Below are 14,136 nucleotides of genomic sequence, written 5' to 3'. Positions count from 1 at the left end.
AGAACACGTTCTAAATTCGGGAGGAAGTCGTGCCGGATCAGGCGTGGTCCCAGTTCTGCCGGGCGTTGGAGAAGGCCGGTGAGGTGATCCTCGCCGACCCGGCGCCGGACACCCCGCTCGACCGCGCGGAGGGCTACCGGTACCTCGCCAGGCTGACCCGGGAGATGCTGTACTCCTGCCTGGACAACGCCGATCCCGACTTCCCGCGCTTCCACGAGCTGGACCTCGTGAAGATCGGCGCGGACAACCCGGACAACGTCTACCTGTCCGCGAACATCCGCGGCGACCGGACGTACCGGATCACCGGGACCCGCGGCAGCATCGCGTACTTCAGCATCGGCTCGAAGGCCAACCGGTACGCCAAGGACGGCACGATGGCGTCGACCGGGGAGCTGTCCGACGCCGACCTGACGATCGCGCCGGACGGCACCGTGGAGATCATCGCGAGCGCCGAGCCGCGGAGCGGGAACTGGCTTCCGCTCGCCCCCGACTCCACCGGCCTGGTGGTGCGCCAGACCTATCTTGATCGCGGGACCGAGCTTCCTGGTCAGTGGCACATCGAGCAGGTCGGCGGTCCGGCCGAACCCGCCGCGCTGACGCCCGAGTTCCTGGCCAAGGCGTTGCAGCGGGCGGCACTGTCGGTGCACGGCACCGCGGCGACGTTCGCGCACTGGACGCGCACGTTCATGGCGCGCCCCAACGAACTGCCGGACTTCGGTCAGGAGATGTTCCAGCGCGCCGGCGGCGATCCGGAGATCTTCTACCTGCACGGGTACTGGACGCTGAGGCCCGGCGAGGCGTGGGTGATCGAGACCGACGTGCCGGACTGCCCGTACTGGAACTTCCAGCTCGACAACTGGTGGATGGAGTCGCTCGACCATCGCCGCAAGATCACCGTCAACAAGCACACGGCGTCGTTGCCGGACGGGCGGCTGATGATCGTGGTCGCCGCCGAAGATCCTGGTGTGGGCAACTGGATCGACACCTGCGGCCACAGTTCCGGCACGGCGCTGCTGCGCTGGCTCGGCGCGAGCGCCCACCCGATCCCGAAGTGCCGCGTGGTGCCACTGGAGGAGGTCCGATGACGGTCACGACCGCGCTGAACGTGCCGGAACTGCTGGAGAAGGCGTGTGCCAAGACCGGGCTCACCGACTTCGGCGACGACTGGTTCCGCGAGCCGCTGGACGTGCTCGTGGGCAGCCTCAACACCGAGGCCGCGTTGTCACCGCTGGGTTTCGAGCTGACGAGACACAGGCTGACCGCGCTGCTGTCCGACCGGCTGCGGCTGCGCGCGTTGCAGCGGGCGAACCCCGAGGTGCTCGACGTGGAAGTCCGCGTGGCCGCCGAGATCTGCGGACTGCCGCGCACCGGTTCGACGCTGCTGCACCGGCTGCTGGCCGCCTCGCCGCAGGTCACCTCGACGCTGTCGTGGGAGGTCGCGTACCCGCTGCCGTTCCCCGGCGAAGGCCCCGACGCCCCGGAGCGCAAGCGCCGTGCGCAGGAACGCATGCAGGTCTTCGCACAGCTCTCCCCCGACTTCGGCGACCTGCACACCGTGGTGTGGGACGGGCCAGAGGAGGACGTGATCCTGCTGGACAGGACGTTCGTGTCGATGAGCTTCGACTCGTTCTACTGGGTGCCGTCCTACGGCGACTGGCTGCGGTCAGCGGACCAGAGCCCCGCCTACCGCGAGCTGCGCGAGTGGCTGCAGGTGTTGCAGTGGCAGAACACCTCCCGCACGCTGCCGTGGGTGCTGAAGTCGCCGCACCACCTGACCGCGGTCGACACCGTGCTCGACGAGTTCGCCGACTGCAAGATCGTGATGACGCACCGTTCGCCGGTCAGCGCCGTGCCGTCGTACGCGTCGATGGTGCGCGCGATGTCCTCGCAGTACAGCGAGAAGGCCGATCCGGTCCTCATCGGACAGTACTGGTCCGGCCGGTTCGCCAAGACGTTGCGGGACTTCGCCTCCGCCCGGTCCGCACGCCCGGACCGGTTCGTGGACGTGCGCTTCGCCGACACCGTCAGCAAACCGCTCGAGGTCGCCCGCGAGGTGATGGACGCGCTGGGCCTGCCGGCCGGTCCCGCCGACGAGGCGGCGTTCGAGACGTACCTGGAGCGCAACCGGACCGAACGGCACGGCTCGCACTCCTACGCGCCACCGGACTTCGGGCTGTCCGAGGACCAGCTGCGCCGTGACTTCGCCTTCTACTCGGAGGTCTACCTGTGATGCTGCAAGACGAGGTCGTGGTGATCACCGGCGTCGGCCCCGGCCTGGGCTCGAAGCTCGCCGTCCGCGCCGCCGCCGAGGGCGCGAAGGTCGTGATGGCCGCCCGCTCCGCCGACGTGATGAAACAGGTGGAGAAGGACGTCGGTGCGGCCGGTGGCGAGGCTGTCGGCGTGCAGTGCGACGTGCGCCGCCCAGAGGAGGTGGCACTGCTGGTCGAGACGGCCGTCGACCGGTTCGGCACGATCACCGGCCTGGTGAACTCCGCGTTCGGGCACCCGGGCTGGTTCGACCTGCTGGAGACACCGGAGAAGGCCGTCCGCCGCTCGATGGACATCATCCTGTTCGGCGCGCTGAACGTGACCCGCGCGGTGGTGCCGCACATGAAGGCCGCCGGGCGCGGCTCGATCGTCAACATCGGCACGATGACCACCCGCAAACCGATGCGCGGCGAGGGCGGTTACGCCGTGGCGAAGGCCGCGATGGCGACCGCGACCCAGTTCCTCGCCCTGGAACTGGGTGAGCACGGCATCCGCGCGAACCAGGCGGTGCTGGGCTGGCTGGACGGACCTGGCGTGCGCTTCTACCTCAAGTTCACCGCGGAGGCGCGCGGGATCTCCGAGCAGGACGTCTACGACGAGATCGCCGCGCGCAACCCGCTGGGCCGCATCCCCGCCGACGAGGCCTGCGCCGGCGCGGTGCTGTTCCTGTTGTCCCGGCTGGCCTCCGAGGTCACCGGTGCCGTGCTGGACGTCAACGGCGGGGAGTACATGCCGTGACCCACCTCATCGAGTCCGTGGTCGTGGAGATCGACGCGCCCGCGTCGTTCGTGTGGGACGTGCTGCTCGACTACCCGCACTATCCACAGTGGAATCCCTACACCCTGGCGGTCGCCACGACGTTGGAGATCGACTCGCCGATCGACCTCACGCTGCCACGCCCGGACGGCGGCGAGGGCACGTTCATCAGCCGCGAGTACATCCGCGAGGTCGAGCCACCGCGTCTGTTGCGTTACGACACCGGCGACACGTTCCCCGGCCTGCTCGGCACACGTGACCAGCTGATCACGCCACTCGGGCCGCGGCGGTGCAGCTACCGCACCTTCGAGACGTTCACCGGCAAGTACGCCGACGCGGTCTTCGCAGCCCAGCAGACGTATGTGAAAAACGGTTTCGACTCCGTCGCCCACGCGTTGCGCGATCGGGTCGCCTCACTGCTCAGAGCGTGAGTAGTTGTACCGATGCCTCTCGCGAGAACCCACGGCACTCTCGACGTGTGACCAAAACGGACCGCGGCCGGACAGCCGGGCTGGCCGGCTTCGCCGCCACCGCCGCCCTGCTGGTGCTCATCTTCGCCGCCTTCCAGACCGATGCGCTGGCGTCGTTCGGGTGGCAGGGCGGCGAGTACGCCACCGCGTTCGTCTGGATCGTGCTCGGCTCGACGTTCGCCGGGATCGTGCTGAACCTGACCGCGCCCGCGCCGTGGCGGTCGGCCGGAATCGGGATGATCCTGGCGGGCACGCTCGGCGTGGGCGTCATCATCCTGCTGATCGTGGTGATCGCGTGGGGGCTGTCGAACATCTCGGTCCCCTGATCCGTCACAACATCCGCGACAGACCACGCAAGGCCGTGGCGATCTGCTCGCGGTGCCCCTCCAGCGTCTCCCTCGTGACACCACCGGCGGCGGACCGCGCGACGTCGTCCGTGGCGACCTTGAGCACCGCGCTCATGGCGGCGGCCTGCACCCGGATCTCGATGGCGCCGACCGGCAGGCCCGCGCGCTCGGCGAGCACCTCGGCCAGCGCGTTCTCCGCCCGTTCGCGCAGCATCAGGTACGCGGCGCGCAGCGGCCGTTCCCCGTGGGTCAGCCGCACGACGGCGAGGACCGCCTCGATGTCCTCGTCGGTGGCCGCGTCCAGCAGCGGGCTGTAGGCCTCGCGCAGGTGGTCGATCAGCTCGAGCTCGCGCGGCCAGTCGTGCAGCACCGCGCAGAAGGCGTCGACCATCTTGGTGAGCAGCGGTTCGACGCAGCTCTCCTTGTGCGGGAAGTAGCGCCAGAACGTGCGTTCGGAGACGCCCGCGGCCTGCGCGATCTGCTCGCCCGACGTGGCGGCGACGCCCTGCTCGGCGAACAGGTGGACCGCGTGGCGCGAGATGTCGAGGCGCTGACGCTGACGCTGCTCGTCGCTCACCGGCGGCCGGCCCCGGCGAGGCTTTTCTGTCGCAACGTCCGTCATCGGGCGATTTAAGCACGTCATCCGGCTGAGAACATTTATTGGCACCATCTGCCATTAAGCGCTACGGTCGGTGCATGAGCATTGACGCAGAGCGCCTGAAGCTGCCGCTGGCCAGGCCGAACGTCCTCGATCTCGCTCCGCTCTACGAGGTGCTGCGACGCGAGGCACCGATCGCACCGGTGACGACGCCGGCGGGCGACCCCGCCTGGCTCGTGACCCGCTACGAGGAGGTCCGCCTCCTGCTGGGCGACAAGCGCTTCGGCCGTTCCCACCCGGAACCGGAGAAGGCCTCGCGCATCTCGACCGCGGCCGTCCAGGACGGCCCGACCGGCGAGTACGAGACCGAGGAGGCCGACCACACGCGCATGCGCCGGCTGTTGACGCCGGCCTTCTCCGCCAAGCGGATGCGGATGCTGGGCGACAACATGGAGGAGCTGGTCGACGCCTGCATCGACGAGCTGATCGCCCAGCACTCGGTGACCGGCGAGGTGGACCTGCACCACGGCCTCGCGTTCCCGTTGCCCGTGGCCATGATCTGCCGGCTGCTCGGCGTGCCGGAGGAGGACAACGAGAAGTTCGCGTCGCTGTCCGAACGCATGGCGGGCACGGAGATCGGCGAGGAGGCGCACAAGGCGCGCGAGGAGTTCTTCCGCTACATGGTCGGCCTCGTGGAGAGCAAGCGCGGGGCGCTCGGCGAAGACGTGATCTCCGACCTCGTGCGCGCGCAGAGCGAGGACCCGTCGTTCGACTACGTGCAGATGGTCCGCCTCTGCGTCGGACTGCTGTTCGCGGGCCACGAGACCACCGTCAACCGCATCGGCCTCGGCGTGCTGTTCCTGCTCACCGACCGCTCGCGCTGGGACGCGCTCGTCGCCGACCCGGACGGCAGGGTCGACGCGGTGGTCGAGGAGGTCATGCGCCTCGGCGCCCCCGGCGACCTCGGCCTGCTGCGGTACGCGAAGGAGGACGTCGATATCGCGGGCGTGACCATCCAGGCGGGCGACGCACTGGTCCTCTCGATCAACGCGGCCAACCGCGACGTCACCGTGTACTCCGACGCGGAGGAGTTCAACCCCGACCGTCCGGAGAGGACACATCTCGGGTTCGGCCACGGCGCGCACTTCTGCATCGGCGCCTCACTGGCCCGCACCGAGCTGCGCGTGGTGTTCACCGCGCTGGCCAAGCGTCTGCCGGAGATGCGGCTGGCCAAGGACATCGACCAGCTTCAGGTCCGCGCGACGCTCACCGGTGGCGTCGCCGAGCTGCCCGTCACCTGGAGGTAACAGCCGTGAAGGTAGTGGTGGACCAGGGAAAGTGCGTCGGAGCCGGGCAGTGCGTGCTGGCCGCCGACGACGTGTTCGACCAGCGCGACGACGACGGTCTGGTGGACCTGCTCGACGCCAGTCCGCCGCCGGAGCGCCTGGCCGACGTCCGGCATGCGGCGGCGGTGTGCCCGGCGTCGGCGATCGCGGTCGAGGACTGACCTCAGGTCTCGACGAAGTACGAGTCGTGCTCGGCGAGGAACGCGGCGCGGTCAGCAGCCGCGACCTCGCCGAGCCGTTCGAAGTACTCCTCGCGTGGCGCGCCCGGCGTGAACAGCAGCAGCATCTCGGCCGGTGCGTCGGCGTCGTTGCGGAAGGCGTGCAGCCCGCCCTGCGGAACGTGCAGGAAGTCGCCTTCTCCTGCCTCGATCCACCTGTCGCCGTTGTACAGGCGCACAACACCGTTGAGGATGAAGAAGGACTCGGAGATGGTCCGGTGGAAGTGCGTCGCCGGGCCTCCCGCCTTCGGCCTCATCACGACCCGGTAGAGGCCGAACTCGCCGCGCGTGGTCTCGGTGGTGGCGAGGTAGTGGATGCCGCTGCCGGGCACACCGTTGTCGATCGGGGTGCTCGCGGGGCGGTAGTGCGCGCTCACCTCGCCGGTGTCGCCGAAGTAGACCTTCTCGGGGTAGGACATGGTGTTTCATCCCTTGTTCGCGGGTTCCTGAGAAGAAGACCGGACAGCCCGCGGGAATGTGACACCTACTGCTTCATCAACGGCTCCACCAGCTTCGTCCCGTCCGCCTTGCCGACGAAGCAGTGGATGAGCCGGCTGGAGGTGCGGTACCCGTTGTCCGTCTTCACCTTCCACGCCTCCGCGGTCGGGATGACGACCCAGTACCGCAGGGTCTTCTCCTTGTCCTGCCCGGTCACCTTGTCCGACAGGAACGTGCGCGTGCAGCCGGTGCCACCGAGCTTGGTCAGCGCCTCGGCACCGGGGTACGGGACGTCCTTCTCGATCTCGGTGCTGGCGAGGACGGTGTCGAGCAGCTCGACGTCGTGCTCCCCGTAGCAGCCGACGCGGTCCTTGGTCTTGGGCGGCGCGGCGTCCTTCGCGGGCAGCCAGGTGAGGCAGGAGTTGCGGAACGCCATCAGCGAGTCGTCCTTGATGTCCCCGTCCGGACCGAACGTCAGGACGGGCTGCATCGCCGGGGTGCTCGCGGGGCCGTCCGGCACGCCCAGGCCCATGTTCGTGAACATCGGCTTGAACACGGTGAAGTACAACAGGACCAGCGCGCCCGCGAGGAACAACGGGATCAGCGTGGCCGAGACGATCATGCCGACCGGGCGTTTCCTGGGCGGGGGAACGGGAAGGACCGGGGCGGGCGCGAACTGGCCGATCACGACCGGGCCCGAGGTGGGGCCGCTCGACAGCGCGGCGACGTCCACCTTCAGCGTCGGGCCCGCCATCGTCGGCCTGCCGTCCACCACCGGGCCGGTCACGACCGGCGGCCTGGTCGGGTAGAGCTCCGCGGCGGCGAGTGCGTGCTCGATCAGCCTGTGCGCCCTGGCCACGTCCAGGCGGCGGGCGGGGTCGGGGTCCATCAGGCCCGTGATCAGCTCGCCGAGCGGGCCCGCGACCCTGGGCACCGGGCGTTCGTTCATCACCGCGAGGATCGTCGCCGCGGTGGTCGGGCGGTCGAACGCGCCGCGCCCCTCCACCGCGAAGAACAGCGTCGCGCCGAGCGCCCACAGGTCCCAGGCCGGTGAGGCGTCGCCGCCCGCGAGCCGTTCCGGGGACATGTAGGCGGGCGAGCCGATCAACGTGCCGGTCGCCGTCAGCCGGGGGTCGTCGACGGACTGGGCGATGCCGAAGTCGGTGAGCTTCGCGGTGCCCTTGCCGGGCACCATCACGTTGCCCGGCTTGACGTCCCGGTGCACGACGCCGGACGAGTGCGCCGCCTCCAGGGCGTTGAGCAGCTGGCCCGCGAGCGTCGCGGCCGCTCGGGTGGTGAGCGGGCCGGAGGTCTCGACCAGCGACTCCAGCGTGGGGGCGTTGATCAGCTCCATCACGATGAACGTCTGGTCGTCCTCGGAGATGAGGTCGTAGACGGTGACGACGGCGGGATCCTGCAGCTGCGAGGCGATGCGGGCCTCGCGCAGCACCCGTTCCTGGTACACGGCGCGTTCGCCGGACGGCACGTTGCCGGGCAGCAGCAGTTCCTTCACTGCGACGTCGCGGCCGAGCACGGTGTCCTTGCCCAGCCACACGGCCCCCATGCCGCCGCGGCCCAGCTCCCGTTCCAGCCGGTAGCGTCTGTTGCCCACCTCGCGCATGCGCGGCAGTCTTTCACCCGGTCCAGTGACGTACACGAGCAGCGTCACCTGACGGGCGCGACGGACACGAGGCCCTGCATAACGTCGCGCGGCGTGAGACGACTGACGAAGCTGTTGGCCACAACGCTGCTCCTGACCGGCCTGACACCACTCGCGCCGGCCTCGGCGAGCACCCCGAACTGCACGACGGTCGCGGTCAACGCCCCCGCCGGTGCGAAGATCGAGTCCGTGGACGCCGTGAGCCGTCCCGAGCACTGCGAGATCACCGTGACGCTCACGCACACCGGCGACCACGTGAAGGTCGTGGTCGGCCTGCCGCTGACCGGCTGGACGGGCCGGCTGCAGGGCGTCGGCGGCAGTGCGTACGCGGCGGGTGACACCGGTGCGCCGTTCGCCCAGGCCGTGAAGGACGGCTACGCGGCCGTGACGACCGATGCGGGCGTGCTGGACGGTCTCAACACCAGCTGGGCGCTCAAGAACGGCGAGATCGACCGGACGCTGCTCACCAACTTCGCCACGCGCTCGGTGCACGAGGCCGCCGTGGTCGCGAAGCAGGTGGTGCGCAAGCACTACCAGCGTTCGGTGACGTACTCCTACTGGAACGGCTGCTCGACCGGCGGCCGCCAGGGGTACGCGGAGGCGCAGCGGTTCCCGGACGACTACGACGGCGTCCTCGCCAACGCCCCCGCCGTGAACTGGTCCCAGTTCGCCGTCGCGACCCTGTGGCCGCAGGTGGTGCAGGGCAACGACAACCACGTCGTCGGCAACTGCGTGCTGGAGGCGTTCCGCAAGGCCGCCGTCGAGGCGTGCGACGCCCAGGACGGTGTCACCAACGGCATCGTCGACCGCCCGGACCGGTGCGGCTACGACCCGCGCCGGCTCGTCGGCGCGAAGATCCTGTGCGAGGGCAACGAGGTCACGGTGTCGAAGGCCGACGCCGACGTCATGCGCAAGATCTGGGACGGCCCGACCGACGAACGCGGCCGCAGCCTCTGGCCAGGTCTGCCGAAGGGCGCCGACCCGGTCTGGCTGGCGGGCACGATTCCCGGCTTCCCCGGCCCCGGCTTCCCCGTCGCCGCGCTGTGGGTGCAGAGCTTTCTGCTGAAGCAGCCCGGTTTCGACACCTCGAAGCTCACCTACGCCCAGTACCGCGACCTGTTCCGGCAGTCGGTCCGCGAGTTCGACGACGTCATCGGCACGTCCGACCCCGACCTGTCCGCGTTCCGGCGCTCGGGCGGCAAGCTGATCACGTTCGTCGGCACCAACGACCAGCTGATCCCGCCGGGCGGCACGCTGAAGTACCGCGACGCGGTCGAACGGCGCATGGGGTACGTGAACGACTTCTACCGCCTGTTCACCGCTCCTGGCGTCGACCACTGCTTCGGCGGCAACGGCGCGCAGCCGACGAACGCCCTGGGCCAGCTCGTCGACTGGGTCGAGCGTGGCAAGGCCCCCGCGACGCTGACCGCAGCCACGGCCGACTCGGCGCGCGACCTCTGCGCGTACCCGAAGGTCTCGCGGTACCTGCACGGCGACCCGAAGGCGGCCTCCAGCTACCGCTGCATCTAGTCAGGGTTAGTGACTATCAACTAGAGTTACTATATCCGACGACGAGGGAGCTCCAGCGATGCGCGCCGCCTACTACGAGAAGCAGGGTCCCGCCCACGAGGGTTCCAGGTGGGCGAGGTACCCGTGCCCGAACCGGGTCCCGGCGAGGTGAGAGTGCGGGTCGCGGTCTCCGGCGTGCACGTCGGGGACGTGGGAAAACGGCGTGGTCACTGGGGTTCCGTGATGACGTACCCGCGGGTGATCCCGCACGGTGACGGCGCGGGGACCATCGACGCGGTGGGCTCCACAGTGGACCCGGCGCGGCAGGGTGAGCGCGTGTGGGTGTACCTCGCCCAGTCGTACCGGCCGTCCGGGACGGCGGCGGAGTTCGTCGTCGTCCCGGCCCGCTCGGCGGTGTCGGCCGGGCCGCGCTCGCCGTGGCACGCCGGGGTGGCGCGACGGTCATCGCGACCGTGCGGCACGCGAGCCAGGTCGAGGAAGTCCTGGCGGCGGGCGCACATCACGTCGTGCGGCTCGACACAGGTGATGCGGTGGAACGGATCAAGGCCATCGCACCGGACGGCGTGGACCGCGTCGCCGAGATCGACCTCGCGGGCAACGCCGCGTTCGACGTCGAGGTGGTGAAGTACAACGGGGTCATCGCCACCTATGCGACCAGCGACGCCGAGGCGCCGTTGCCGTACTGGCCGTTGGCGTTCAAGAACATCACCGTGCAGTACCTGAGCAACGACGACTTCCCGGAGGAAGCCAACGAACTGGCGGCCCGCGACCTCACGGCCGTGCTGGCGGCGGGCGAACTGCGGTACCCGATCGCCGCCCGGTTCAGCCTCGACCAGACCGCGGACGCCCAGGACGCGGCCGAACAGACCGGCGCCGCCGGCCGGGTGGTCATCGACCTCTGAACGACGAATCGGGGCCTGGGTGACCAGGCCCCGATTCGCGTTGTCAGGAAAGCTTGTCCGCCAACCACTTCCGCGCCACCGCCCACGCGTGCCCGTCAGGCTCGATCACGCTGAAGTGGTCACCACCGGGCGACTCCACGAACTCCACCGGCGCATGCGCCTTCGCATACGCGCGACTGAACTCCGCCGGGATCACCTCGTCCGCGCCGCCGTGGATCGCGAGCACCGGCACACCGGCGTCGGCCATCTCCACCGGCGACGTCACCGCGTACAGCCCGGGATCCTCCACCGCCGAGGCCCCGAGCAGCAGCCGCGTCATGCCGTGGCCGACCCCTGCGGCCACGATCGGCCAGTAGTCGGGCTCGGCCGGGCCGGGAGCCCCGCGCGGCGGTTCGCCGTCGAGGTCCGCCAGCCGCCGTGAATCATCACAACGACCGGGAACGGGCTGTCGCCATGCGGCAGGTGCAGCACGCCGAACTGGGACGGTTCAGGACCATAAGGAATCTTGCGAGACATCGGGAATCCTCTACTCCAACCGGTCGCGCACTGCCGGCGCGACCTCTTCGCCGAAACGGCGAGCCTGTTCGGCGGCGTTCTCCTCAGGCCACAGCACAAAACCGGTGAACGACTGCACGGCGAGCTCGGTCAGCAGGTCCACCCACCCCTGCGCGTCCGTGCGGATCGGCGCCGAACCCTGGAGCTCGACGGACCTGGGCGTGTCCGTGATCGTGCCCACGAGCTGCGCGATCCGGCGCACGTCCCCAGGTTCGCGACCCGCCTCGACAGCCGCCCGGTCGATGAGCGCGTTGCTCTCCGGCCACTTCTCGTACGGCAGGTACGACGGAATCGGTGCGGCCCAGCCGTCCGCGACCCGTCCGGTCAGCGCCAGGCTGCGCGGACCCTGCGCGCCGACCCAGATCTCGACCCCGCCGGGCGCGGGTGGCTGCGCGGCCAGGCCGTCGACCGAGAACCACTTCCCGGACGCGGTCACGTGGCCACTCGGCTGCCAGAGCCCGCGCAGCAACGCGATCGCTTCTTCCTGTGCCTCCAACGCTTCCTTGGGGCTGCGCCGAGCCACGCCGAGCTTGACGATGGCGTCCCAGTACCCGCCCGCACCGAGCCCCAGGTGGAACCGGCCGCCGGACAACCTGCTGAGCGCACTCGCCTGCCGCGCCAGCATCGGCGCGGGTCGCAACGGGAGGTTCGCGACGTCCGGGAAGAACGAGATCTTGCTGGTGCGCGCGATGAGATCGCCGATGAGCGCGAACGCGTCCAGGTAGTCGGCGACGTACGGGTGGTCCTGCACGCCGACGAGGTCGAGCCCCGCCCGCTCGGCCGCCGCGACGACGGCCCTGTTCTCCTCGACGTCCGTGGTCGGTGCGACTGAGACGCCGAAGCTGAGTGCCTGCAACACTTTACGTTCCCCTCTCCGTGCACTCCCCTAGACGGAGAGCACACCCTCTTCGGCCGTGACGAGCGAGTCGATCGCGTCGAAGAACGCCTTGATGCCGGGCAGGTTCGGGCCCTTCCGGCTGGAGGCGGCGTAGTCCTCCGAGGAACGCCATTCGACGATGTCGAGCCATTCACCATCGGGCAGCCGCACGAGCCGGGCGCCGAGGAACCCCTCCCGGTCGGCCTCGAAGTCGGCGATCATGCCGGGACGGGCGGCGAGCAGCGCCTCGACCTTTTCTGGTACGACGCGGAAGCGGGTCAGTTCGACTGAAGTGGTCACAGATTCATGATAGTCATGATTTGTTACTAAATCCAGGCAGTGAACGCCACCGATGGTGCCGATGAACACCGTGATCGCGGCCAGCAGAACGCCGGTCATCACGCGCCATCCGGCGAGCCGGGTGAGGTGCAGCCACTGCGCGCCGCGAACGCGTGAGCGGGCGGCCGGTCAGTCCACTGAGGACCGACCGGCCAGGCGCTGGTGCTCGGTGATGTCGGTCAGCAGGCGCTTGAAGCGCGTGTACTCGCCCTTGCCGACGCGCTGGGCGTGCCGTTCCTGCATCGCGGCCATGATGTGGTCCGCGGCCTGCATCTGCGCGAGGCCGCGGGCCGTCGGGCAGATCAGCTTCGCCCTGCGGTCGCTCGGGTCCGGCCGCCGTTCGACGTAACCGAGCGCCTCCAGCTCGTCGATCAGCGTGCCGATGATCTGCTTGTGCTGCCCGGAAAGCTGCGCGAGGTCCGTCGCGCGCACACCGTCCGGGTCCAGGTAGGCAAGCACCGCGCCGTGCCGGTGCTTCAGGTCGCCGAACCCCATGTCGGCGAGGGTCTGGAAGAGCTCGCGCTGCACCGCGAACAGCAGGCGGCCCGACAGGACTCCCAGATCGGGGTTCGAGGCGTTGCGTTCCGCGCGGGTGACCATCGGACCACCCTAGCGACGGACGAGTTCGCGCCCGAGGACCTCCCTCAGATGGACCTCGACGAAGACCCGCAGGTACGGGTCGTGCGCCAGCTCGTCGAACGCGGCCGCGAGAGCGGGGTCCCGCACGTCGGTGAGGTGCACGATCCGCCACAGGTTGAGCGGGTCCGTCTCCGTGCCGCCCACCGAGTGCTCGACGTGGAAGACCGGCTGCCCGGTCCCCGCGGTGAACACGCGGCCGTCCGGCGCCTCGAACCGGTCGTCGCCCACGAAGAACGCGCGACGGTGCCCGTGGTCGAGCCGCACGTGCTCGATGATCAGCGCGGTGCGGCCGGAGTCGGCCCACAGCCGCTGCTCCGACACCCGCGTGAACTCCTCGACCTGGCCGTGCCACGCGCTCGGGAACCTCTCCGCTCCCGGCATCACCACGGTCGGGATGAAGACGTCCGGCGCCTTGGCCTTGCGGACCTCCATGTCCCACAGCCGCGTGCCGGTGTACTCGAACGGTGGCGACACCCGGTAGCGCTCGCGCAGCACCTCGTTGACCCGCACGGGCGGCAGGTCCACGGTCGTGGTGCCCTGCTCGGTCCAGGCCTGCTCGAAAACGGCCTCGTGGTCGAGCGTGGTGATCATGACGGCTCCCAGCTAGTCATTCATCGTGATAGTCATGATACCTGACTATATCGAGCGAGGCCATCCACTCCCCTGTCAGGTCGAGCCGCCGGGACGCGTGCAGGACCGCCGACGGCCCGCGCGAGGCCTCCTGGAAGAGCACACGGGTGCGCCCGTCAGGTTCGGCAACCAGCAACCACGACTGGTAGAAGCTCAGCCCGTCGCTCACGGCGATCCAGCCGAACCGCTCAGGGCGTTCGAGCTCACCGACGATGCCGTCGAGGGTGTACAGGGCCGTCACCACGAGGAACCCGCTGCCGACCGCGAGCTCACCACTTCAGCGCCGTGCGGTGGGCCTCACCGAGCGGCGCCATCTCGTCGCCGAGGGGGAACAGCAGCTGGTTGAGCGTCGAGTAACCGACCTCGGACTCGAACTGCGCGCCGGCCGCCCGCAGCACCCGCGCCCCGCCCTCCCGCGCGGCGAGCTCGTCCAGGACGGCGGTCTTGCCCACCCCGGCCCCACCGGTGACGAGCAGCGCCCCGCCGCGCACGCCGGCGGTGTCGAAGTACGCCCTGATCGAACTGATGTCCTGCTCACGGCCGATCAGCGGCACTGGCCATTC

Annotated in this window: 19 protein-coding genes and 1 pseudogene; 10 read left to right on the top strand and 10 right to left on the bottom strand. The window is 69.7% G+C overall.

Annotated features, from left to right (window positions below; translation table 11 throughout):
• Positions 1–29 precede the first annotated feature (29 nt).
• Genes ACSHWB_RS27180 through ACSHWB_RS27160 form a run of 5 tightly spaced genes read left to right on the top strand, consistent with a single transcriptional unit; the run spans position 30 to position 3,820 of the window.
• Entirely contained in the window at positions 30–1,085 is a 1,056-nt protein-coding gene (locus ACSHWB_RS27180) for a DUF1214 domain-containing protein (protein ID WP_439656112.1), read from the top strand.
• Positions 1,082–2,230: a sulfotransferase family protein gene (locus ACSHWB_RS27175; RefSeq protein ID WP_439656111.1), complete on the top strand. Its 1,149-nt coding sequence runs from the start codon at positions 1,082–1,084 to the stop codon at positions 2,228–2,230. The genes ACSHWB_RS27180 and ACSHWB_RS27175 overlap by 4 nt, the downstream gene beginning before the upstream one ends.
• Complete coding sequence (locus tag ACSHWB_RS27170) at positions 2,230–3,006, top strand: SDR family oxidoreductase (RefSeq protein ID WP_439656110.1); 777 nt, start codon at positions 2,230–2,232, stop codon at positions 3,004–3,006. Before ACSHWB_RS27175 ends, ACSHWB_RS27170 begins: the two co-directional genes overlap by 1 nt.
• Positions 3,003–3,455 (top strand): SRPBCC family protein, encoded by a 453-nt coding sequence (locus ACSHWB_RS27165; protein ID WP_439656109.1) that lies wholly within the window; start codon positions 3,003–3,005, stop codon positions 3,453–3,455. The genes ACSHWB_RS27170 and ACSHWB_RS27165 overlap by 4 nt, the downstream gene beginning before the upstream one ends.
• A gap of 47 nt (positions 3,456–3,502) precedes the next feature.
• Positions 3,503–3,820: a hypothetical protein gene (locus ACSHWB_RS27160; RefSeq protein ID WP_439656108.1), complete on the top strand. Its 318-nt coding sequence runs from the start codon at positions 3,503–3,505 to the stop codon at positions 3,818–3,820.
• 4 nt (positions 3,821–3,824) lie between these two features.
• Here ACSHWB_RS27160 and ACSHWB_RS27155 read toward each other — a convergent pair whose 3' ends face one another.
• Positions 3,825–4,463, bottom strand: a complete 639-nt coding sequence (locus ACSHWB_RS27155; RefSeq protein WP_439656107.1) for a TetR family transcriptional regulator — start codon at positions 4,461–4,463, stop codon at positions 3,825–3,827.
• 74 nt (positions 4,464–4,537) lie between these two features.
• Between ACSHWB_RS27155 and ACSHWB_RS27150 the strand changes: the two genes are divergently transcribed.
• Together ACSHWB_RS27150 and ACSHWB_RS27145 are read left to right on the top strand one after the other, a co-directional pair.
• Positions 4,538–5,746, top strand: a complete 1,209-nt coding sequence (locus tag ACSHWB_RS27150) for a cytochrome P450 (RefSeq protein WP_439656106.1) — start codon at positions 4,538–4,540, stop codon at positions 5,744–5,746.
• Between the two features lie 5 nt (positions 5,747–5,751).
• Positions 5,752–5,946 (top strand): ferredoxin, encoded by a 195-nt coding sequence (locus ACSHWB_RS27145; protein WP_330277729.1) that lies wholly within the window; start codon positions 5,752–5,754, stop codon positions 5,944–5,946.
• A 2-nt stretch (positions 5,947–5,948) separates the two neighbouring features.
• Here ACSHWB_RS27145 and ACSHWB_RS27140 read toward each other — a convergent pair whose 3' ends face one another.
• Both ACSHWB_RS27140 and ACSHWB_RS27135 read right to left on the bottom strand, forming a co-directional pair.
• A complete protein-coding gene (locus ACSHWB_RS27140) occupies positions 5,949–6,422 on the bottom strand; it encodes a cupin domain-containing protein (protein ID WP_439656105.1) in 474 nt (157 codons plus the stop codon).
• Between the two features lie 65 nt (positions 6,423–6,487).
• On the bottom strand, positions 6,488–8,062 hold the full coding sequence (locus ACSHWB_RS27135; protein WP_439656104.1) for a serine/threonine-protein kinase: 1,575 nt from the start codon (positions 8,060–8,062) through the stop codon (positions 6,488–6,490).
• Positions 8,063–8,155: 93 nt separating this feature from the next.
• On the opposite strand from ACSHWB_RS27135, the gene ACSHWB_RS27130 reads away from it, so the two are divergent.
• The 3 genes and pseudogenes from ACSHWB_RS27130 to ACSHWB_RS27120 all read left to right on the top strand — a co-directional run bounded on the left by ACSHWB_RS27130 (position 8,156) and on the right by ACSHWB_RS27120 (position 10,533).
• The gene (locus tag ACSHWB_RS27130) at positions 8,156–9,631 is read left to right on the top strand and encodes a tannase/feruloyl esterase family alpha/beta hydrolase (protein ID WP_439656103.1); all 1,476 of its coding nucleotides are present in this window, start codon (positions 8,156–8,158) and stop codon (positions 9,629–9,631) included.
• A gap of 108 nt (positions 9,632–9,739) precedes the next feature.
• Positions 9,740–9,967 (top strand): annotated as a pseudogene (locus ACSHWB_RS27125) (alcohol dehydrogenase catalytic domain-containing protein); the annotation flags it as partial.
• Positions 9,949–10,533 carry a zinc-binding dehydrogenase gene (locus tag ACSHWB_RS27120; RefSeq protein ID WP_439656102.1) on the top strand — a complete coding sequence of 195 codons (585 nt, stop codon included), beginning with the start codon at positions 9,949–9,951 and terminating at the stop codon, positions 10,531–10,533. The pseudogene ACSHWB_RS27125 and the gene ACSHWB_RS27120, both read left to right, overlap by 19 nt.
• Positions 10,534–10,576: 43 nt before the next feature.
• On the opposite strand, the gene ACSHWB_RS27115 is transcribed toward ACSHWB_RS27120, so the two are convergent.
• From ACSHWB_RS27115 to ACSHWB_RS27085, 7 genes are all read right to left on the bottom strand, one after another.
• On the bottom strand, positions 10,577–10,876 hold the full coding sequence (locus ACSHWB_RS27115; RefSeq protein WP_439656101.1) for a hypothetical protein: 300 nt from the start codon (positions 10,874–10,876) through the stop codon (positions 10,577–10,579).
• A gap of 183 nt (positions 10,877–11,059) precedes the next feature.
• Positions 11,060–11,947, bottom strand: a complete 888-nt coding sequence (locus tag ACSHWB_RS27110) for an LLM class flavin-dependent oxidoreductase (protein WP_439656100.1) — start codon at positions 11,945–11,947, stop codon at positions 11,060–11,062.
• 27 nt (positions 11,948–11,974) lie between these two features.
• On the bottom strand, positions 11,975–12,265 hold the full coding sequence (locus ACSHWB_RS27105; protein WP_439656099.1) for an antibiotic biosynthesis monooxygenase family protein: 291 nt from the start codon (positions 12,263–12,265) through the stop codon (positions 11,975–11,977).
• A 168-nt stretch (positions 12,266–12,433) separates the two neighbouring features.
• Complete coding sequence (locus ACSHWB_RS27100) at positions 12,434–12,904, bottom strand: MarR family winged helix-turn-helix transcriptional regulator (protein ID WP_439656098.1); 471 nt, start codon at positions 12,902–12,904, stop codon at positions 12,434–12,436.
• A 9-nt stretch (positions 12,905–12,913) separates the two neighbouring features.
• The gene (locus tag ACSHWB_RS27095; RefSeq protein WP_439656097.1) at positions 12,914–13,534 is read right to left on the bottom strand and encodes a hypothetical protein; all 621 of its coding nucleotides are present in this window, start codon (positions 13,532–13,534) and stop codon (positions 12,914–12,916) included.
• Positions 13,535–13,550: 16 nt separating this feature from the next.
• Entirely contained in the window at positions 13,551–13,814 is a 264-nt protein-coding gene (locus ACSHWB_RS27090; RefSeq protein ID WP_439656096.1) for a hypothetical protein, read from the bottom strand.
• A 28-nt stretch (positions 13,815–13,842) separates the two neighbouring features.
• Positions 13,843–14,127, bottom strand: a complete 285-nt coding sequence (locus tag ACSHWB_RS27085; RefSeq protein ID WP_439656095.1) for an ATP-binding protein — start codon at positions 14,125–14,127, stop codon at positions 13,843–13,845.
• Between the last annotated feature and the right edge of the window lie 9 nt (positions 14,128–14,136).

Source organism: Lentzea sp. HUAS TT2 (assembly GCF_051853195.1).
Taxonomy (GTDB): domain Bacteria; phylum Actinomycetota; class Actinomycetes; order Mycobacteriales; family Pseudonocardiaceae; genus Lentzea.
This window is presented reverse-complemented; position numbering and strand designations above follow the sequence as displayed.